Below are 22251 nucleotides of genomic sequence, written 5' to 3'. Positions count from 1 at the left end.
AATCCAATCCACCCATGAGGTCAACTTTTGGTATGAGTGCGTCCGGCCTTGTAACCGTAAACGCCGTAAAACGTGATGTAGGCAAAGGCGATCATCGGCACCACAAACGAGATCTGGATCCCGTAATGGTCCGCAATCGCTCCCTGCAACGGCGGCAATAACGCCCCGCCCAGGATCGCCATCACCAGCAGCGACGACGCCTGGCTCTTGAGCGGCCCCAATCCCTCGATCGCCAGCGAGAAAATATTCGACCACATCACCGAGCAGAACAATCCCACCGCCAAAATACTCCACTTGGCCGTATCGCCATTGGTGCAGATCGTCGTCAACAGCAAGCCGATGATCACTGCACTGAACAACGCCAGCATCCGGTGGGCGCTGGCTTCGCCGATATAAAACATCACCAGCAACAACGCCAATCCCAATCCGTAATGTTCCGCCGAATCCCAGCCCGCCGTGCCGCCGATGATCAGGAAGGCCACGATCGGCACCAGCGCCACCAAGGCATGCTTGAGCTTCTTCTGCATCGCGCTCAAGGCGAAAGCGCCCATGAACCGCCCCACCATCAGGCCGCCCCAGTAAAACGACAGAAACTTGCTCGCCGCTTCGTGCGTGAGGCTGCCCAGCTTGGGCAGGCCCAAGTAATTGACAATCGCGCTGCCCACCGTCACTTCCCCGCCCACATACATGAAGATCGCCAGCATGCCCAAAGCTGTGTGCGGATGTTTCAACGCCCCCAAACCGCGTTCCATAACATCCGTGTTGGTGAAAGAAGGCAGATGCGCAAATTTGAAAAACACCGCCAGCAGCACGAACACGCCCGCGAAACACAGGTAAGGAATTTTCACCGCGTCAATGCCATGCACCCCGTCCTTGTTGAACACTTTAAAGATCAGCCAGCCACCGATCAACGGCCCGATGGTTGTGCCGAAGGAATTAAACGCCTGAGATAAATTAAGGCGGCTGGAAGCCGTTTCCTCCGGGCCGAGAATAGTGACGTACGGGTTGGCGGCAATTTGCAGCATCGCAAATCCCAAGCCGACTATGAACAGCGCCAGCAGGAAGAACGGATAGGAAGTCATCACCGCCGCCGGGAAAAAGAGCGCGCTGCCCGCCGCCGCGATGAGCAGGCCGATGATCACGCCGTTCTTATAACCGATGCGATTGATCGGATCGCCCGAGACAAGCGAGATGCCGTAGTAAATCAGCGAGCCCACCGTGTACGCGCCGAAAAAGGCGAACTGCACCAGCATCGCCTGAAGAAAGTTGAGCTGGAACGCCTCCTTGAAATTGGGAATGAGGATGTCATTCCACACCGTCATGAACCCCCACATGAAAAACAGGATCGTCATGATCGCAAACGGGCCACGGTAGGTTTGCGTGCCGGAACCGGATGCGGAGACACTCGGTGCGCGAGTCGTATTAATAGATGCCATAGTTAGTGGTTGAGTATGAAAAGGGTAACAAACCGCTTTTGCAACACCATCCTCAAAAGCGGGGAGGGATTTGTTTTTCAACTTAAAGGGAATAGCGGCCGCAGGGACGATGACGAGTCAGAAATCGTTATGCTATGAATTAAAACCGGTACTCGACCTGAGCTAATCTTTTCCGGATTATGTGCGTGTTTTTTTTGTGTCCGAGGGAGGAATCAAACCAGTGCTGGCGTCATAAATCCAACCTCCCCGAAAACGGGGATGGCAAGTGCACGCGCCTATAATTTAATCTCACTTGAATGACCCACGTTGCTCGCGAAATTGTGCCACTCCGGCGCCGCTTCTTCACGGCGGATATTTCTTTGCAACAGCGACTGTACCGTACCAACAACTAACAAACAAAAAACAAAGCAATGAAATCCATCTTCAAAACGCCGCCTCTACCAGGCCATCCACCGGCTCTGCGCCGCCACTCTGGCCTTAACAAATTTCTGTCCGCCGCCGCGTGCGCGCAGATCATCGCCGCTGCCGCCGGGGTCGCGTCCGCTCAGACTCAATATTTGCAACCCGCGGGCGACGTCATCCTGAATGTGCGTTCGATTGATCTGGATCCGGCCAATACCGTCTGGACAAACAATACCACGGATACTTTCAGTGTTGGTAATCTCCACACTCTTGGAGGAGGCACGACGATGATCACGTCATTGTCTTATTCGGATTCAATCGTCGGCAGCACCAATGTGAACGCTCTGGCAGTTGCCCAGAATGGTGGTTTCTCGATGGTTTCCACGCCCCAAGTGCCCGCGCAAATCCTCGGCCACGGAACTGTTTCAGCGGAAGCCTGGGTCTATGCGAATGACGTGGGCGCCGCCGGTGCGACAATCACCAGCGCGGTCATTGCTTACGGCAATGTCAACACCCAGCCGCAAACCGACCATCAGCGCGACTTCAATTATGGTGTCGGTAACGGCAACGGCGCTGTATCCGGTTACGCGGACGACGCGAACTGGACGCCTCAGACCTTCCCGACTGCGGGCGTCTGGCATTATCTGGCCTATACTTACGACGGCACGACTTTCCGCGCCTATCAGGACGGCGTCTTGAACACAACCGCAAACAAGCCCAACTGGAATACCACCTCCGGCATCCTGTGCGTGGGTTCAGACGGCGCGACCGGCGGCGGTGATCCTTTCCACGGAAATATTGCTTGTGCGCGTGTCATGACCGGCGTGTTAAACGCCAGCCAGATCCTCAATAACTATAATGCGGGCCTGTTTGCTGATTACGGCACCATCGCTTTGCCTCCGGTTGCCTCTCCAGGCACCAACGCGTTTTTGGGTGATGTTATCACCTTGACGGAAACCGCGCAGGCTACGACCGCTGTCACCTATCAATGGGAGACGGACGGCGGCGCGGGCGGCACTAACTTCACCGCCATCAGCGGAGCCACCAATTCCACCCTCGCAGTGAACACGGGCCTTCTGACCGCTGGAAACTACCAATATGAAGTACAAGTGACCGGTATTTCCGTCGCTATCAGTCCGCCCATTGTTATCAAGGTAAACCCGGCGTCCAAGCCGGTATTGTCTGCGGACATTTCACCTTCAGCGACGAGCAATCTGTTCGTGGGCTCCGGCGTGACATTTACCGCGACATTCATCGGCAACCAGCCCATTCAATACAACTGGCAGTTCAGCAATGGTGGTTCGTTCGCGAACATTTCCGGCGCGACGAATTCCTCGCTGGTCCTGAGCAATCTGCAAATATCCGATTCCGGCAGCTATCGCCTCTCCGCAGCCAATGGTTTCGGCAGCGCCGTCAGTTCCGCAACGGCTATCAGCGTGGCGCCCCTCTCGGCTTTGCCTCAAGTCCAGGTGGCGGGTTCGCTCATTGTGCAGCTTGAATCGGCTGATCTCAGCACGAATTCTGCTACTTGGCCCAACGAAATCGGTGGCATCGGTGATTTCACCACCGTCAACGGCACCAACCTCACCGTCACGAACCTGATTTATAATTCAGCAATCGTCCCGGCAGTCGCGGTAGGTGGCAATAGCGGTCACGCGCTGAATTCAACGGACCTCGTTCCAACCAACATCATCAATGATGGCGCGGTTTCGGTTGAAGCCTGGATTTATCCCACCACCATCAGTGGCAACAACACTGTTATCGGCTACGGCGTGCAAGGTGGTTCGACGCTGGCAGCAAGCGAAGATCGTGAATTCGACTTCGGCAATTCCGGCGGTTCGGCGTTCTCCGGCAACTTCGGCGGAGACACCGGCTGGAGCGGTACTCTGACCGCAAATACTTGGCATTATGTTGCCTGGACATTCGATGGCACCACCCTGCGTTGCTACAAGGATGGCGTGCTGAATACTTCCAATAATAATGGACCGTTGCACACCATTGATAGCGTGCTCGTGGTAGGCGCCGGCATCGCCGGTGCAGATCCGACGACTACGAACCGCACGGATACATTCCAAGGCGACATCGCCTCGGTGCGTGTTTCTACTGGCGTCCTGACGGCCAGCCAAATCGCGAATAATCTGATCGCCGGTCCGACCCGCACGGCCATCGTTGTGCTGAGCACTCCTACACTCTCCCCCTCGAACGTCGTGTTCTACGGTGACAGTGTGACGGCGACCGTGACCAACGCTCAATCGCTCCAAACCCTGACCTATCAATGGCAGTCTGACAATGGCAGTGGAGGAACGACGTGGAGCAATATTACCGGCCAAACCGGTTTGACCTATTCCTTCAGCACGACGAGCCTGCCTCGTCCAACGACAACCCCGGTCAACTATGAGTTTGAATTAGTCGGAACCGGCAATCTCGGCACGGTAGTGACCAGCGCTCCAGTGACCTTGACCATCCGGCCTGCAGCTCCGCCGACAGTCCTGGCGGATACGACCTCGACGGGCAACACACTCTTCGTCGGTCAGCAGGTGACCTTCTCCGCAGCGTTCACTGGCAACCAGCCCATCACCAATCAATGGCAGGTGAGCAAGAACGGCGGCGCTTATCAAAACATCAGCGGCCAGACTGGCAGCACACTGACGCTGTCGAGCGTCGGACTGAGCGATCAGGGCAACTATCGCCTCGAAGCCAGCAATGCCTTTGGCACCGCTAATAGCACGCCGCTTGCATTGATCGTGTTGCCGGTATCGGCTGAACCTCAAGTCGCGTTTGCGGGTGAAGTAATCGTGAACCTGTCGTCGGATGGTTTGGATACCAACGCCGGCGTGTGGCACAATGAAACAACTGCCACTGACAGCGTGGGTGACTTCACCTTCGCTGGTGGTATTGGTTTGAATGTGACCAATGTGTTATACAACGGCCAGCCGCTGGAAGTGTTGAATGTTGCCGGTGTCGGCAATAACTCGGTTGAGGCGATTAACACTCCCGCTCCGGCCATCCTTCTCGGTGCGAATCCTTGCACGATGGAAGCCTGGTGCTTCGCCACTCAGGTGAACAATAACAACACCGTAGTCAATTACGGTGATCAATCATCAAACTCGGGTGACCTCGACCGCGCGCTGAATTATCAAAACCAGGGTTACGGCGCGTTTACCGGCTACTTCGGCAACGCCGACCTTGGCTGGAATCCGGCGCCCACCGCCAACGTGTGGCATTATATCGCGGTGACCTATGATGGCAGCAACCTCATCGTTTATCAGGACGGCGTGGCCAACGGAAATCACACCGGCATCACCCTGTTGACGGACGAGAGCTATATCTCGGTCGGCTCTGGCACGAGCGGTGGACCTTTCGCAGGCGCCAATCCGTTCTCGGGTCTGATCGCTGCAGCGCGCGTGGAAACCGGCGTATTGACTCCGGCGCAGATTGCGGCGAACTACAAAGCGGGCCCAGCACCGGGTCTGATCACTGGCGTCTCGATCGCGCAACTCGCGCCGCTGACCTCGACCTTCGCCAACGGCATGCTCACGCTGAGCTGGAGCGCGGGAACACTCCAGGAAGCCCCGAGCATCAATGGTCCGTGGACCAGCGACACTGGTTTCACCTCGCCGCACGCCGTCAATCCTTCGGCTGCGGGTGGAAACAAGTTCTATCGTCTGCAGTACTAAGAGACGTTTGAAAGTCATGGGCGGGGTGTCGCACCAAGCGGCGCCCCGCCTCCTTTAAGCAGTAAATTTATTGATTTTATGACCGGTTGTGCCCAGAGGAGAAGGAGAGATTCGATGAAGCCTGCCAGCAAACGTGGATTTACCCTGATCGAGTTGCTCGTCGTCATTGCCATTATCGCCATTCTTGCCGGCTTATTGCTGCCCGCCTTGGCGCGCGCGAAGTTGAAGGCGACCCAGGCATCTTGCATTAGCAACCAGCATCAACTGGGATTGGCATATACCCTGTACGCCGGTGATAACATGGAACAAATTCTCCCGATGGCGGATTATAACAGCGGCGCGATCATGAATTCGGCGGGTGGATTCTGGGGAGGCCCCGGCGGTCCCTCTTTCGCGGGTGGAAATCCCGGCTTATGGGTCACCCAGGCACAACAACAAATCGCATCACGCAACCCGCTATTTAAATATGCGCCCAATCCGAACGCATACGAATGTCCCGGCGACACGCGTTTCAAGAAATCCACCATGGCCAGTGGTTGGGCTTTTGGCACTTATTCGAAAACCCAAAATGCTGGAGGCGAGCGCTATAGCCCTACGTCTGATTTATTTTGGGGCACTAGAGATACCTATCGCCGCCTCACGGATATCTCGGACGGTTCTTCCACTTTTATTTTCATCGAAGATGCTGGCGCGCAAGGTGGCGGCTTCAATGTCGGCACTTGGGCATTGCAATGGCTTCCTTCGACCGCCGCCAATGGACACCCGCAATCTTTCACTGGCGTGGATCCGCCCCCAATGTATCACGGCGATGTGAATACCTTTGGCTATGCCGATGCCCATGCTGAAAAGCATAGATGGACGGATGGAAATGTGATCGCTGCCGGCATTCGGGCGGCGAACGGCGGTGGCGGTGGTGTAACTTACAGTCCGGGAGCCGACTACGAATTTCTCTACGAGGGCTACCGTTTTCCAGGTTGGACTCAGTAAGAGGGATAAATCCGTTGGGGCAGTTCATTCGGTTATTTTTTCAATATATGAAAGAGCAGTTGTCTTGTTTGCCGGCACTTCAATTCGTTTTGTCATCCGCATTTTGGTTTTGCCCGATCGCGGATTCCGTGATCGCGGGCCTCCCCGTTTTAGTGAGATAGGATTTGTCCAGTGGTGAATTAAAATGTGCCAGAACGAAATTGATATATATGTTTGCTTCCTTGTTTGTTCCGATGCGGACAGCAGTATCGGCCGCCCTGCTGGCCGCCTTCGCCGGTTTTACGATTGGCCTTGTGCCCAAAGCGCAGGCCGCGGGTAACGCGACCCAACTCATTTGGACTACGCAACCCGGTCTCGCCACCAACGGGTTTGTTTTCGCCCAAAGTCCGGTGCTTCAAACCGCCGATGCTTCTGGCAATCCGACCACTGCCGGCTTGCCCGCCACCAAATTAATCCAGATCGGCCTGTATTCCGGTCGCGGGGTTTTGGGCGGCACACTCATCGCCAACATCGGCACTTCTGGCGGCAACGGCTCCGTCACGCTCACCAACTTGCAGCTTTCCCTTCCCGGTTCGGCGCAACTCATCGCCTACGACATCGGCAACGGTTTTCTGCCGACGAATATTTCGGCGGGCGCCACTTGCCGGTTGTGGCTCGACGCCGCCGACGCAAACGCCATGACCGTCAGCGGCACGCAAGTCGTGACGTGGCTCGACAAAAGCGGCAAGACGAATAACGCCAGCGGCGGCACTCCGCCCACCGTCGGCACCAACAGCACCCTCGCGCAAACCCAGGCCGGATTGGCGAAAGTCGTCCACTTCAACGGCGCGAATGATTATCTCAGCGTGGATCTGAGCAGCCTCAGCAATTCCGCTTATACCGTCATAGCGATGGAAGTGGCGGCAAACAAAGGTTCATCCAGCAGTTATATTCTCGGCAATGACAACGGCGGCCAGGACGCTACGCTGCACATCGGATACAACACTTCCAACGAATGGCGCTGGGGCGAATATGGCGACGACCTGAATTTCGATACGACCTTCAAATTCCCCGTCCCGCGAATTTCCACCGAGCGTATCACCACGGCGTTCGCGGAATCGCTTTATTTCGATGGAACCAATGTGGCCAATCGGACTGCCGGCGCGCTGCTCGGGGGCACGTTCCTGAAAAGTGGCACGGTCGGTCGCGCGATCAACAGCGGAAATTACCAGGGCGACCTCGCGGAGTTGATCGTTTACAACTCCGCCCTCAGCGTCAGCGACCGTACGAACATCGAAAGCTATCTCGCGACAAAATGGACGACTGGATTGCACAGCGCGACCACGACTACATTTCAAGTTTTGCAAACGAACGGAATGGTTTTTGTCACCGGCTTGCACGAAGTCATTCCGACTTTAAACACCAATGAAATCGTGATCACCGTCACGACGCCGCAGGAGTACGGCGCGAAAGGCGATGGCGTGACTGATGACACCGCCGCCTTTCAGAATGCGATAAATGCCGTCTATAACGCCAACGGTTCCGGCGGTGGTGTGATTTTTGTGCCCAACGGTTTTTATGCCTTTTCGAACAGCCTGACGATTCCCAACGGCGTGACGCTTCACGGCGATTGGAACGATTGGACCAAGGGAACGAATGGACTAGTCGGCACCACATTCAAGGTTTACACCGGCGCTGGACAAAGCAACGGCACGCCCTTTATCACCATGAGCGGATCCAGTTCGCTCAAGGATGTGAATATCTGGTATCCCGACCAGAACGCATCGAGCATCGTGAGTTACCCATATTCGATCCAGTTGTCGGGCGATTGCGTGATCAAAAATGTGGTGCTCGTGAATTCCTATCAGGGCATTCAAGCGGCGAATGGTGATCGCCATATTCTTTCCACTGTCATAGGCAGTCCGTTGTTTCTCGGCGTGAACACGGACTCCATCTTTGACATCTGTCACGCGGAAGATGTGCGTTTTTCGCCCGATGTTTGGCCCGCGTCACTTCTAACCAACGCGCCCGCGCCCGGCGGTCCGCACGCCGCCTGGATGCGCACGAACGGCACCGGCTGGCGCATGATTCGCGTGGACGGCGATCTCTGCGTGGATACTTTTCTGAGCGGTTACAACACCGGCATTTTGTTTACGAATACCGGCAACGGCGATCCAGGCATCACTTTTTATTCGGGCGCGATCAGTAATTGCGCTACGGCGATCATGGTTCAGGACATGCCCAGCGGACTCGGCCTGATGTTCGCGAATTTTACCCTCGATGGTGATGTCGCCGTTGCCCGCACGCGCACGGACACGGACGCGAACATCCAATTCGATCATTGCACTATCATCGGCCGTAGCGGGACCGCCGTGAAGTCCACCGGCGCGGACTCGGGCTCATGGATGCAGTTCCAGAACTGCACGATTTCAAATACACTCGCGCTTTCGGGACCGGGCGTTTTCAATGTCGTGAACTCCACCCTGCAAGGTGCAACGCAATGCACCATGAGTTCCACCGCCACCCGCGCGGCGTTTGTGGGCTGCACTTTTACGCCCACCCGGAACATCGTGAACAGCGGCAGCGCAAACAACCTGCTCGTGGATGCACGCCCCGCAATTTCAAACGCGTTCCCCGTTTTTTATTGGACGAACGTGCTCAACGATTATGAATCGCGCCAGCCTGCGAAGACCAATTTGTTTGTCGCCACCGCTTACGGCGCGACCGGCAACGGCGTGACCGACGACACCGCCGCCATCAATGCCGCGCTCGCCGCTGCGGGTGCGAACGGCGGCGGAATCGTCTATGTCCCCGCGGGATTGTATCGCTTGACGGCGACACTGGACGTTCCCAGCGGCGTGGAATTGCGCGGCGCGTATGAGTTGCGGCATTGGCCAGGCGCGGCTCCGGATGGATTCGCAAAAGGAACGGTGTTGCGGCCGTATGAAGGCGCGGGCACGACCAACGGCCCGGTGGCAGTCGCACTGGAAGCAAACAGCGGACTCGTGGGTGTGACCATCAGTTACGAAACTCAAAATACGAATTGCGTGCTCTTTCCACCGGCGATTCAGGGACGCGGTGGAAATATCTACTGCATCGGCATCGCCTGTCCGAATCCCTATTATTACCTCGACATGGACACCTATACCTGCACGAACCATTTTCTGTATCTCGTGGACGGTTGGGCGATCAAAACCGGTTTCAACATCGGCAACGGTTCCACCGGGTCAATGGTAGATAATATGGCCAACTGGACTTACTGGATTGGCAATGGACAATCGCAGAGCACGCTGCCGCAAAACATCCAGGCGCCGGTGCTGGAATTCGTGCTGCATCAATCCTGCTTTTATACGCTCGGAGATTGCACCGAATTGTTGGTGAAAGATTTCAGCATCATCCAAAATACCTACATGCGTCTGCACACAGAAAACGGCGTCGGACCGCAGGCGACTTTGATCGGGGCCTATTGCGATGCCACCATTCAGGGAATGATTTTCGACGGTGCTGGAACTTCGGATGTGAATGCGGTCAACCTCAGCCTCTGCGTTTTCAATGTCAACAATGATGCCGATTTGGCCAGCACCACCGTCGGCATTTTAAGCACGAATGGTTTTTCGGGCACGGCGCATTTCTTTAACACAACCTCGTTTGCCGAACGCTATTACGACATCAATTTGTATGGCGGCGATTTTGAGTTCGAGGTCGCGCACATCGAAAATAGTTTCAACGGCGCGAACGTCAATGGAGGCGTAATGGCCCTGGACAACCTATCGGCCGGCGGCGTCACGGGGAATGTGCCCTACGGCTTGACGTTCGGCACAAACGCGGGGATGGCTGGCAAGACCTCGGAAGTCATCGGTGATTTTTCCCCCAACGGGTTCGCTTTGAACAATATCAATGTCGCCGATCCAATTAATGGCTGGATAGATTACGCCTTGTCATCTTCTACTGTGCTGAACATCGGCTCGGTGGTAATCGGGGATATTTATCCCGACGGCGCGCATCAGTTTGAGCCCGCAGGCGCATTCTCTTTCATGGCTTTTTCCACGAATGGAATTAATAACAATGGCATCACTGTGCAGGTAGTCGCAACGAACCTTGCCGGACAGGTCTATGCGAATACGTTTTCCTCGGCAAATGGATTGATCGTCAACGGCAACTCCACTACCAAGAGCGTGAGCGCTCCGCTCATCACGAATGCGCTCTATAAAATGACCGTTCGCGTGAGCGATACTCTCGGCAACTCGGCGACCAATACCCTATCATTCGATACCGTAAGTCCCGCCTACACTTTTGAAGCCGAAGATTTCGATTATAACGGCGGTAGTTTCATTGATAACCCTATGCCTGATGCTTATCTAAATCTCGCCGGGGTCGTGGGAATTGATTATACCAACGGAATAACCGGGCAGGGGGGCGCAAGCTATCGTCCGCAAGGGATCGAGACGGAAGGCGCGAGTGACAAATTGCGCCTCGCATTTTCGGGAATCACTGATTACGACGTCGGATTTGCCAATGCGGGGAATTGGGCAAATTACACACGGACTATTGCAGCGGGGAATTACAATTTTTATATGCGCGCCGCGAGCCCGGGCGCGGCAATTACGGATGCCGCAAGCGTGGGGACCTTGACCAGCGGGCGCGGAACCTCCAACCAGGTTATTTTGAAACTGGGAACGATCGGGGTTCAGGACACCGGCAGTTATCAAACCTACACCTGGATTCCATTGAAAGACACCAGCGGCAACTTGGTAAAAATTGCGGGAACCGGAGAGGAAACGTTTCGCGTGACCACCGACCGAAGTGGTTTCAACGTGAATTACTACATGCTGGTAACGACGAATACTCAAGGGTCTTTCGTATTTGTCCCCGCGGCTCCCGGTGGCGTGATCGCGTCCGCAGGCAATGGGCAGGCAGTGGTGAATTGGCAGCCATCACCGAGTGCGGCAAACTATAATGTGAAACAGTCGCTGGCGAATGGCGGCCCTTATACTTTGATCGCCAGCAATCTTTCCGCTTTGAGTTTTACCAATACGGGCCTCTCTAACGGAATCACTTATTACTACGAAGTAACCGCGACCAATACCTTCGGCGAAAGCGCTGCTGCTGGCCCGGCCAGCGCACGACCAGTTTCCCTTTCGCCGCCGCAACTCGGCACCGTCGTTGGCAACGGGACGATTCAATTTAGCTGGGGAACTGACCACACCGGTTGGCGGTTGCAGATGCAGACAAATTCGTTGGGCAGCGGGTTTAGCAGCACTTGGGTGGACGTGCCGGGCGCGACCAATGCCAATCAAATTACCATTCCGGTAAATTCATCTTCAGGCACGGCTTTCTTCCGATTGGTGTATCCATGATCAAATATATTTTGCTATCGCTGGCGGTGATGGTCGCGGCGGCAGGATTTTCCGCGCATGCAGTCGCGGGAGTAGGCGCCACTGTGCCATTCACCAGCTATGAGGGCGAGGCCGGAGTGTTGGGTGGCGGCGCAACGGTCGTGGCCTTGACGAGTTCACCCACGACTCAGTATTCCAGCCCGCAGTTGGAGGCATCGGGTCATGCTTATGTGCAACTGACCGCGGTTGGCCAGTCAGTGACGTGGACGAACACGACCGCGCAAAGTTTCACCGCGATCAATTTGCGCTCATGCATTCCCGATGCGCCGACCGGCGGTGGCATTACCTCCACGATAAACCTGTATGTGAACGGGGAATTTCGCCAGGCCTTTAGTGTGAACTCGTTGCAGAATTATTGTTATGAAGGCACCAATTACAACGGGCAGACCGACAAAAATCCCGCTGATGGACATCCGCGCGGTTTTTGGAATGACACGCATGCGTTCATCGTGGGCGCGGCCATCGGGCCGAATGACACTTTGACCTTCCAAAAAGATTCCACGAACGCGGCATCGTTCTATTACATAGACGTCGCTGATTTGGAAAATCCACCGCTGCCGCTAACCCAGCCGGCAAATTCACTTTCGATCCTCACCTACGGTGCGATTTCAAATAATACTTCGGTGGACAACACCAGCGCGATCAACGCCTGTTTTACCGCCGCGCGTTCACAGGGCAAATCCGCGTGGATACCGCCGGGAACCTATTCTTTTAGCGCGATCAAAGGCGGATTGAACGCCTCGGGCATCACTATCAGCGGAGCGGGGCCGTGGTATAGCACGCTCTACCGCGTGGTGCCGAATAACAATTCGCAAGGCGTGGCGAACATGATCACAACCACTTCGAGCACGTTGCAAAATGTGATGCTCGATTGCAATGCCTCCAGCCGCGCGGGAAATAACAACAACGGCGCGGTCAATTTTAGTGGCACGAATTGGGTAGTGAACAATGTCTGGATCACGCACGCGACCTCGGCGTTCTGGTGCGCGGGCGTTAATGGCATCGCTGAGAATTGCCGGGTGCTAAGCGTCTGGTCCGACGGCGGAAATTTTAACAATGTCCAAAGCGCCAACGGCATCGGCATGAACCTGACTTACTCAAATAATTTTGTGCGCGGCACGGGCGACGATGCGATGGCGATCAATTCCGTTCATTACAACGTGAACGGCACTACGACCAATTTCTACACCATCATGAGCAACATTGCTTACGTCAACAACACGGCGATCGCGCCGTGGGGCGGCAAGTGCATCGGAATTTATGGCGGCGTGAATGACCTGGTGACGAATAATTTGTTTCTCGATACCGCACGATACATCGGGCTCGGCGTCATGAAATTCGGCGTGAACGGTTCGGACTTGGTCTCGGCAACAGTAATGAACAATGTCGTCATTCGCTGCGGCGGCAACGGTTACAGCCAGCAGCAACAGGCGATGATGATCGGCAACGGTGGTGATGGCCAGGGCGTGGGATTGGTGGCGAACGCCTATTGCTCCGGCAACATCATCAGCAATTCGCTTTACGACGCGGTCGGATTTTCGACGGGCACGAACATCACCTTTCAGCACAATACCATTATTAATCCTGGGCTGGATGCCATTGCCATCGGGCCGCCCGATTTAGGCTCTGCCGTCATGGGCAACGCCATCATCAACTCAAACGCAGTGATCGGCCTTCCCGCGAATCATTTTCTGCTGACCAACAGTGCTTCAAGATACGCCGCGCTGGTGCCGACGGCGGCGGCGAATAGCACCGGTGGCGCGAATCTTCAGACGGAAAATTGCATCGAGGGCGGCACAGACGTGATCACGCAAAATGGTTCTTACGCCAGTTATGGCGCGGTCAATTTTGCGAATGTGAATACGTTCGTGGCCAGAGTGTCGAGCGCTGAAGCGAACGGTGTGATTCAAATTCATTTGGATAGCACGAACGGAGCTTTGGTTGGAACCTGCGTTCTGCCGGCGACGGGTGGTTCGCAAATTTGGACTAATCAATATTGCCAGATTAGTGGCGCGAGTGGAGTGCATGCGGTTTATCTGGTATTCACGAACGATTCGGTCAGCACTGCGAGCATGGAATTTTTCGGTTTCTATTCCGCCGCGCCCGTGCCTTCGCATCATTTGGTGATTGGCAATACTTACTCATTCAAATCATTGGCGAATAACGAATATGTCACCGCGGCGAATGGTGGCTCAAGCGCGCTGATTGCTTCGAGCGCATCGGTGGGCGCAACGCAGGAATTTAAGATCCTCGACGCCGGCAGCGGAAACATTGGTTTTCAAAGTTTGGCGAACAATGACATCGTGACTGCGGACAACTCGGGCAGCAGTCCATTGATTGCGAACCGCATGTCCATCGGTTCGTGGGAAACTTTTACCGAAGTGGACGCGGGCAATGGCAACGTCGGATTCCTCGCCAACGCCGACGGCAAATATGTGACGGCGCCGAACAGTGGAGCAGGTTCATTGATCGCATCCAGCACCTCCGTGAGCACAGCGGAATCATTCACCCCGGCAGTCATCGCAACCACACCGCCGACGTCGCCAGTGCTGGCCGGTAATCCCGCGAACTCGGAAATATTTCTGAATTGGAGCGCGCCCGCCACCGCTGCGAGCTATAACTTGAAGCGGTCGCTCACTGACGGCGGTCCTTACACGATTATCCAGCCCAACACCGTATCATTGAGCTATGCCGATACGAACGTGAGCAACGGCACACTCTATTATTACGTCGTGTCCGCGTTGAATTCAGCAGGCGAAAGTTCCAATTCAACCCAAGTCGCCATCGCGCCGGGCGTGAATTCCGGCATTCGTTTTGAAGGCGACTTGATCGTGAATTTGCAATCAGGCGACTTGAACGCCAGCAGCGCGGTTTGGACGAACCACACGAGCAATACGCAGGGCGTGGGTAACTTTACCGCATTGAGTGGAGTCAACCTGAACGTCGCACCGCAAACGTGGAATGGACAAACGGTGAGCGCGCTGTTTGTCAACGCGTCAGGAAATAACTCAGCCCAATCAGCGCTCGTTACTCCGGCGGAAATAGCTTCAAACGGAGCGGTCTCCGTCGAGTCGTGGATTTACCCGGTGGATGTGAATGCGACGAGTTGCTATTTCAACTATGGTTACCAGGGCGGCAGCAGTTCGCCAATGAATGAGCGCGAATTTAATTGCGACACCAGCGGTCACGGCATCATCTCGGGAAATTTCGGCAACCTCGATACGAGTTGGGGAACCAAAATCCCGGTCGCGGGCGCGTGGCATCATGTCGCAATCACTTATAATGGCTCGACCTTGCTGGCCTATCTCGATGGCAGCCTCGCGGTGACACATGCCATCGGAACTCGTCTCGCGACCGTGCCGACGTTGATGCAGGTGGGTTCGGCAATCGCGGGGACCGGCGTGAATGGTGGCAATGATCCGTTTCACGGTTACATCGCGTGCGTGCGAGTGGAGAGCGGCGTGCTGACTTCGGGCGACGTGGCCGCGAATTACGCGTCGGGACTTTTGGCGACGCCCGTGGCAAGCACACCGGCCGGACTGGTCGCGACAGCAGGCGATGGCCAAGTGGCGTTGATGTGGAGCCCCTCGGGTAACGCGACGAATTACAATGTGAAACGCTCCATGACCGTGAATGGAACCTACACACTTATCGCCACGAATTGGACGAAGACAAGTTTTACGAACACGGGTCTCGCGAACGGCACCACCTATTATTTCACCGTGTCCGCAACCAATTCAGCGGGTGGAAGCGCCGATTCGGCGGCGGTAAACGCTGAACCCATCTCAAAAGTTTCGCCACAAGTGAATCTCGTTGCGGCTAATGGACAACTACAGTTGGCGTGGCCGCAAGACCATCTCGGCTGGATGCTGCAAGTCCAGACTAACTCGCTGGGGATGGGCTTGAATACAAATTGGGTGACGGTGTCCGGATCCGACGCCGTCAATCAAATGACCTTTCCGGTCACTACCAACGGTAGTTCATTCTTCCGACTAGTCTCGCCGTAAGTGATATTCGGCTCATATTCAACCATCGTAGCCGCCGGCGCAGAAGCTTCCTTGGGAAAGCGCATGCGCTTTCCATTCAGGATGGGGTAGGGCGGCGTGCCGCGCCGCCTCTGACCTAACCAAACCTATTAAACTCTTACTCTATCGCCGCGTCAGCTCTATCAATGCCCCAATCAACCGTGGAAATAAAATACCCCTGGCGTTTTTAGCCAGGGGTATTTTATTTCAGAATAAGAATCTTATTTGTGAACTGTAGCGTGGGCGCACAGCCATTGATTATCTGTATAAGGGCCGCTTGTGCCCACATTGACATTTACCAAAAGAAAACAGTCCGTCCATTTTTGAAGCTTGGCGTGTCCATCAATGTAAGAGAACGAACTGGAATTACCATGATTGACCGCTGGTTTATCCACGCCACCGGAGTTAGGATTGCTGGGGTCCACTTCAAAAAAACCATCGTTCAACGAACGCGGATTTTCATCAAGAAAGCAGATGCAATCCGAAGCGCTCATCGAAGTGAAATCCGAGAGCTTTTGAAATTCCGTGAACGACCCGCCACCGAGCCACGCGGGAGGGCCGCTGCTGATCTGTTTTGGCGAAGTGCCGACAAAATTATTCATTGAGCAGGATCGGACGCGCAACGTATGAGCAAATGGATCCACGAATTTGTCGGCCGGGCAATGATACACTCCGGCGTTCTTCGCGTAGGGCCCGATGGAGCCGTGTGTGTAACCGATTTTCGGAACCAAATCGCCCAAGGTGCCCAATAAATATTGATTCGTCTCGGCGCCAAACGGATTTGAATTAGGAGCATTATTTTCCGGCGCATCAATTATGCCGGCGACCCAGTTCGGATCACTGGGCTTGATGCCAATATACGTACTGCCGGAATCGCCGGCGGTGATGGCTGCGTTCCACGGGAAAGAGTCCATATTATCACCTTGATAAAGAATATGCGCGAGTTGCAACTGTTTCATGTTGCTGACGCAGGAAATTCCCTGGGCACGTTGTTTGGCTTGCGTCAAGGCAGGCAGGAGCAGGCTCGCGAGGATCGCGATAATGGCGATGACGACCAGTAGCTCAATGAGCGTGAAGCCGGTCTGACGACGAGTTTGCTGGGTTTTATTTTTCATATAATCACGGGTGTCGTGGGTCGTTATACAAGTAACCCATCTCCAGGGTAATCAGGTATCCCCGTTTTCGGGGATGAGCGGTCAAACGCACATTTGCCGCTCTGCGGTTCGCGCAATCTGCGCCGGATTGCGCGTCATTCAAACGTGGAAACCGGCGCGGCTTTGGTCATCACTGGCGCACCCGGTTCAAATACTCGCAATTCGTGGATAGACCAGAATAGACCAGACACCGACCCAGTCTGCGTGATGCGAATAAATTTGCCCTTGGTTGCCGGGAAGAATATTTCAGTCACCACGCCGCTGCCGTGGCCGCTGGCGACGGGTTCACCCCAGGTCTTTCCATCATCCGAGAGTTGGACTTTGTAACCGCGCGGATAATCGTTGAATGAATCACCGGCATCGAGGCGAAGCCCGCACACGCTGGTGGCCTGGGGCAATTCGATTTGATACCACATGCCGGGGGTTTGCGAAGCATCGGTGTCGTAGCGCGTTTGAATGCGCCCATCAATCGCCAGGCGCGCGGCATCGGAATGATGACTTGCGGAAACTTTCCATTGCGAACGATTCGCCAGCGACTGCGGGAGGATGGCGTGCAACTCGTCGAGCGTCCAGGGCGCGTTGTGGTCCTTCGTTGCATCGCGAACGCGGGCCACTTCGGATGCGTTGATGAAGGGCGACGAATTTCCAAAATTATTGCGCACAAACGAAGTGATGTCGGCGACCCATTCGTTGTCGTTGTTTTGCATCGAGACCATTTGCGAACCATAATTTTTCCCGCCCACCGGGCCGCTGAGACCTTTCAGCAGGACATTGATGATGCCTTCGCTCACGCCGTTGACCGTGCTCGAACCCGCCAATGGCGGGGCCATGGTCGTGCCCGGCGCGCCGCCTTGCAGCGGCATGCCTTTGCCGTTGTTGCCGTGGCACGCGAAACAAAGCTGGTTATAAATCACCGAGCCGCGCGCGAGGATGCGCCGTTCCGATTCGGAAAATTCACGATGCGCAGCGGCGGGCGGCAGCAACAGTGCCTGGCCGAAAGTTTGCACCCCGGCGGATTGGTTATTCGACACAATCGTCTCGGCAAATTGCTTGCTATCGGTCCACTTGAGCAAATTCGCGGTCAACATCACTTGAACCGCGACATTGGGGTCCGAATCTTTTGCCATCGCGCGGACGTCCGGCACGATGGAACGGTCGCCATTTTCGTACACGCTTTCACTGACGCGCACGGCGGCAGCGCGCACTTGCGGATTTTGATCCGCCAGCATCACCCGCAGGAAATCCGGCGAGACAGAATCAAGACCTTCGAGCGTCCAAAGCGCATCGAGGCGGGCGAGGGGATTGGGATCGGAAATCGCCATTTTCGTCAAAGCGGGAACCACCGACTTATCATTGCGCAAGACGATGAGCTTTTGCGCCGTGTCACGCCACCAACCATTGGCGGCCGTGAGATGCTTGACCAACTGCGCCGGAGTTTCATCCAGCATGTGCGGCTGCGGGCCGAGTTTGAAATCCTTATGCCGCAAACGCCAGATGCGTCCGTGATCAATATTTTTATCCAGCTGGAATTTCTGCACGATCGTGCGCAGATACGAGCCTTGCTTCACCCAATTTCCTTCCTGAATGATGCCGCGATACATATCCACGATATACATCGTGCCGTCGGGCGCGGTGACCATGTTGATCGGGCGAAAGTTCGGGTCTGTCGAACGCATGAATTCCGAATGATCGTAAGGGTTCACCAAATGCGTGACGCCATCCTGCACTTCAATCTTTGCGCGGCGGATCAGGCGCCCAACTGGTTCGCCAAAAAATAAATCCCCGCGAACATCCAGCGGCAAACGGTCGCCGCGAAAAATATCCGGCCCGCAGCACGCCGTGAAATGATTGAGCGTATTATTCTCGGGACGAAAACGATTGCGGCCGCCTTCGACATCCGCGAGTCCCACCAACGGCCAGACCGCCATGAAATCGAGAGACGGTTCATCCTTCGCCTTGAACGCGCCATAAACGATCGGCTCCTGAAAATTTACCGGACCGAGTTCGCCGCCGGCATTTACAAAAAACAGCTTGCCGTAATCATCCTGCGTCAATCCCCACTGGCCGCTGTTCGACGGCGTTGGTTCCTTGACGACGTTCGTGCCCTTGAGCCGCAGACGGTACGACGACACCGCCTGGTAAAGCCAGTTGTCGCGATCCCAAATCAAACCGCTGGGTTGATGCTCCAGATTCCCGCCGCGCGGGCCACCCGCATAAACGAGTTCCTTTTTGTCGGCCACACCATCGCCATTGGTGTCGCGATAAAGCCAGATGTCGTCGCTGTCCGTTTCGTTAACGAGCAACCCGTCGGCGACCGGCAAGATCATGCGCGGCAGCAACAGGTGATCAATGAAAACGGTGTGCTTGTCGAAGACGCCGTTGTGCCTGCTCGACCAATGCAGCGAGACGCGCCCGACTTTGGCATGCTCGTCCGTGCCGTCAATGTCCTGCATGTAACTGCGCATTTCGGCGACATACATGCGGCCATTGCCGTCGAACACACTCACCACCGGTTCCTTGATGATGGGGTCGGACAGCACCAGTTCCACATAATAACCTTTGGGCAGGACGAAAGTCTTGGCTTCCTCCTGAGGTGTCAGCGTGGGCAGCCATTGGGGTTTGGCCGGGGAAAAAGTTTTATCTTCAGCGCGGGCAGACAGGGACAATGCCAACAACAGAACCAACCAGCAAATACTTCTCTTCATATCATTAATGCTTAACGCGTACCCGCAACGCCAAACGGCGTGCCTTCATCATGTTTGTATCGGCCCGGGTTCACCTCGTACAAGCTGGCTCAAACGGGAAGTTGGCGCTATCCCCGAAAACGGGGAGTTTTCGGGGATTATCAGCGCTTACATATCCTATGCCTAATAGGACTTACATTTGAATCTTAACTCGCCGGAACTATAACCACATCCTTCATGCGCGAGGCCGGCACCACCTTCAAATTGGAAATCTGGCCATTTTGTACATGGCCCTCAACGGTCGTTTTAAACGGCGCATGCAGTTTGAAATCCGCCGTCCAATTTTCCGGCCACGCGGGCAAAAGTTGGATGCGGCGTCCATCGCATTGCATCAACATCAGTTGCAGGGTGATCATGCCGCTGCCGCCGTTGTCGAGGTCGGGAATCCAATCGTGGCCCGCCTTCCAAAACCACGGAAAACGCTGGTTGCCATAATTCGTGAACTCCGCCGTTGCCGCCTTGCGCGCTTCGTCCGTCAAGCCGAGCACCGCCGATTGCGTTCCGTCCTGTCCCCAGCAAGTATCCTGCGGAAACAGCCGCGCTGCATAAGTATCCCGCGCGAGTTTCAGGTCCGGTTTGCCCACGCCATAGATGCGATACGGAAACGCGGTGTAAAGCTCGGGGTTTTCGCCGTTACTGGTCTTGCCATATTTTTCGGCGGGAAGGATCACCGTCGTCGTGCCTGGCGCGTTGGTCATGCCGGCGCGGGGAATTTTTCCGCGAACCGTCTTGCCCATCGGAATCGGCGGCATATCAGCGAGAACTTTTTGCCAGCGATCGCGCTCCTCCTGTGTGGTCGTGCTTTTCGGCAACGCCAGCAATCGTGGGATGATCGAATCCAGCGCGGCAATATCCGGCGTCGGATTGACGGCATCCACCTGGTACGTTTCGAGCGATTGCGTCGGTGAAAACCTTAATTTCCCATCCGGCCCGCGCTGCCAATGTTTTTCGTAATACAAAATCAATTCATTCGCGAACGGCACGATGGATTTGCGGGCAAAACCCTCGTCCTGCGTGCAATCATAACTGTCAAGCATTTGCGAAACCACTTCGAGCGCGCCCTGTGTGTGAAAGCGCATCCACGAACTTTGCAATTCGGTCGAGGAATTGTCCCAGCCGAAATCATTCAGATTCGGCAAACCCCAGAAATACATCGTCTCGATATAAGCCGCACCGTCGTGATGGAAATAAATCTGGGTGCGGTCCTTAACGAGCGGCAGGCTGTTGAGATACAGGTCGAACCACGGCTTGAGCAAATCCTCGTCGCCACTGGCGATGAGCGGCCAATAGAGCAGGCGATTGTTCTGGTTCCAATAAGAATTTCCCCACGCGCGATAATCGGGGTTGTGGTTTCGTTCGTTGGATTCTCTATTTTCAGGCACACCGTCATGGCCCACGGTGAAAAGTCCACCGTTGAATTTCGCCGGCTGCGGCCCGCGCGAAGAACATGCCACCATCCAGCGTTGCATGATGTAACCTTGCGAAACTTTTGCCGCGCCCTCGTTCCCCGACACGCTGATCCAACTGCGATCCCAAAATTCATTCCACCATTTGCGATGCGCGTCCCATGCGCGTTCAAGCTTGCCGCGATTCAACTCCGCCGCCAGCGCATCCGCTTTTTTCAGCCACGCCTCGGGCGAAGCGGTATCTTCCGTTGTCAGCGCGACCACGTCGAGGCGCGCGTTTTTACCCGGCATCGAAGATTTGAGCGCGTAGTCGCCGTCGGAGATCAGGTTCGGGCCGCTCATCGTCGCGCCAAAACAGCGATGCAACAGCGGGTCGGGATACTTCGACACGACCGATTCCAAATGTTCGCGCGTCAGAACAATGGGATAAATACTGTTCGAGTTATAATGGCACCAGGTGATGTGCCCGGAGCGCGCAGGAAAAAGCGTGTCGGGCGTAAATTTTATCGGCACCGAATGGCCAAGTTCGAAAAGTCCGCCGCGGTCGGGCGAAGCCTGATCCATCGAATGCACATTGGTGCGCCACATTTCCATTCTCGCCTCGAGAGTCGCCGCTTGCGCGAGATGCGACTCCACATGCAGCACCGGATGATTGGCATCAATCCAAACGCGCACCAAATTGCCTTCATTCGTCAGGTCAATGCACCCATCTTCCAGCCGCAACGTCTGGGAAAAATTCGACGATCCCGCAAACGGATTCGGCGAAAGGCTCACGCGCACACGTGCAAGTTTGACGATCTTTCCCAATTCAGTCCACGCATCCGACTTCGCGATTAACAAAACAATGTCGCCGTTCTGCTCCGTCCATACGTTGGCGGCAACGTCGCCGTTGCCGATGGGCATGGAATCATTTTCATTCGTGCCGAGTGACATCCAGGTCACGGCATTTTTCGCGGCAAAATCATTCTCCGCAAATAGTGGCTGGGTAAAAAGGCAGGCGATGGATGCGATGGCAAAAGACCTAAGGAATAATTTCATGGTTTGG

Annotated in this window: 8 protein-coding genes; 4 read left to right on the top strand and 4 right to left on the bottom strand. The window is 55.3% G+C overall.

Annotation, left to right across the window (positions count from 1 at the left end; translation table 11 throughout):
* Nucleotides 1-20: 20 nt before the first annotated feature.
* The gene (locus VH413_15550; protein HEX3800108.1) at nucleotides 21-1436 is read right to left on the bottom strand and encodes a sugar MFS transporter; all 1416 of its coding nucleotides are present in this window, start codon (nucleotides 1434-1436) and stop codon (nucleotides 21-23) included.
* 410 nt (nucleotides 1437-1846) lie between these two features.
* Between VH413_15550 and VH413_15545 the strand changes: the two genes are divergently transcribed.
* The 4 genes from VH413_15545 (at nucleotide 1847) to VH413_15530 (ending at nucleotide 15884) form a co-directional block, all read left to right on the top strand.
* Nucleotides 1847-5515 carry a LamG-like jellyroll fold domain-containing protein gene (locus VH413_15545; GenBank protein ID HEX3800107.1) on the top strand — a complete coding sequence of 1223 codons (3669 nt, stop codon included), beginning with the start codon at nucleotides 1847-1849 and terminating at the stop codon, nucleotides 5513-5515.
* A gap of 114 nt (nucleotides 5516-5629) precedes the next feature.
* Complete coding sequence (locus VH413_15540; GenBank protein ID HEX3800106.1) at nucleotides 5630-6502, top strand: type II secretion system protein; 873 nt, start codon at nucleotides 5630-5632, stop codon at nucleotides 6500-6502.
* A gap of 209 nt (nucleotides 6503-6711) precedes the next feature.
* Nucleotides 6712-11838, top strand: a complete 5127-nt coding sequence (locus VH413_15535; GenBank protein ID HEX3800105.1) for a glycosyl hydrolase family 28-related protein — start codon at nucleotides 6712-6714, stop codon at nucleotides 11836-11838.
* On the top strand, nucleotides 11835-15884 hold the full coding sequence (locus tag VH413_15530) for a carbohydrate-binding protein (GenBank protein ID HEX3800104.1): 4050 nt from the start codon (nucleotides 11835-11837) through the stop codon (nucleotides 15882-15884). Before VH413_15535 ends, VH413_15530 begins: the two co-directional genes overlap by 4 nt.
* Nucleotides 15885-16123: 239 nt before the next feature.
* On the opposite strand, the gene VH413_15525 is transcribed toward VH413_15530, so the two are convergent.
* The 3 genes from VH413_15525 to VH413_15515 all read right to left on the bottom strand — a co-directional run bounded on the left by VH413_15525 (nucleotide 16124) and on the right by VH413_15515 (nucleotide 22244).
* Nucleotides 16124-17017 (bottom strand): prepilin-type N-terminal cleavage/methylation domain-containing protein, encoded by an 894-nt coding sequence (locus tag VH413_15525; protein HEX3800103.1) that lies wholly within the window; start codon nucleotides 17015-17017, stop codon nucleotides 16124-16126.
* A gap of 134 nt (nucleotides 17018-17151) precedes the next feature.
* A complete protein-coding gene (locus VH413_15520) occupies nucleotides 17152-19761 on the bottom strand; it encodes a discoidin domain-containing protein (GenBank protein HEX3800102.1) in 2610 nt (869 codons plus the stop codon).
* A gap of 185 nt (nucleotides 19762-19946) precedes the next feature.
* On the bottom strand, nucleotides 19947-22244 hold the full coding sequence (locus tag VH413_15515; GenBank protein HEX3800101.1) for a DUF5703 domain-containing protein: 2298 nt from the start codon (nucleotides 22242-22244) through the stop codon (nucleotides 19947-19949).
* Between the last annotated feature and the right edge of the window lie 7 nt (nucleotides 22245-22251).

The organism is Verrucomicrobiia bacterium (genome assembly GCA_036268055.1).
GTDB lineage: Bacteria > Verrucomicrobiota > Verrucomicrobiia > Limisphaerales > Pedosphaeraceae > DATAUW01.
The sequence above is the reverse complement of the archived record's forward strand: the minus strand, read 5'-3'. Positions and strand labels throughout refer to the sequence as shown.

What these genes read in the sequence shown, in the direction of transcription:
- VH413_15545 (HEX3800107.1), top strand. Translation starts at nt 1,847, where the DNA reads ATGAAATCCATCTTCAAAACGCCGCCTCTACCAGGCCATCCACCGGCT.
- VH413_15535 (HEX3800105.1), top strand. Translation starts at nt 6,712, where the DNA reads ATGTTTGCTTCCTTGTTTGTTCCGATGCGGACAGCAGTATCGGCCGCC.
- VH413_15515 (HEX3800101.1), bottom strand. Translation starts at nt 22,244, where the DNA reads ATGAAATTATTCCTTAGGTCTTTTGCCATCGCATCCATCGCCTGCCTT.
- VH413_15540 (HEX3800106.1), top strand. Translation starts at nt 5,630, where the DNA reads ATGAAGCCTGCCAGCAAACGTGGATTTACCCTGATCGAGTTGCTCGTC.
- VH413_15525 (HEX3800103.1), bottom strand. Translation starts at nt 17,017, where the DNA reads ATGAAAAATAAAACCCAGCAAACTCGTCGTCAGACCGGCTTCACGCTC.
- VH413_15550 (HEX3800108.1), bottom strand. Translation starts at nt 1,436, where the DNA reads ATGGCATCTATTAATACGACTCGCGCACCGAGTGTCTCCGCATCCGGT.
- VH413_15520 (HEX3800102.1), bottom strand. Translation starts at nt 19,761, where the DNA reads ATGAAGAGAAGTATTTGCTGGTTGGTTCTGTTGTTGGCATTGTCCCTG.
- VH413_15530 (HEX3800104.1), top strand. Translation starts at nt 11,835, where the DNA reads ATGATCAAATATATTTTGCTATCGCTGGCGGTGATGGTCGCGGCGGCA.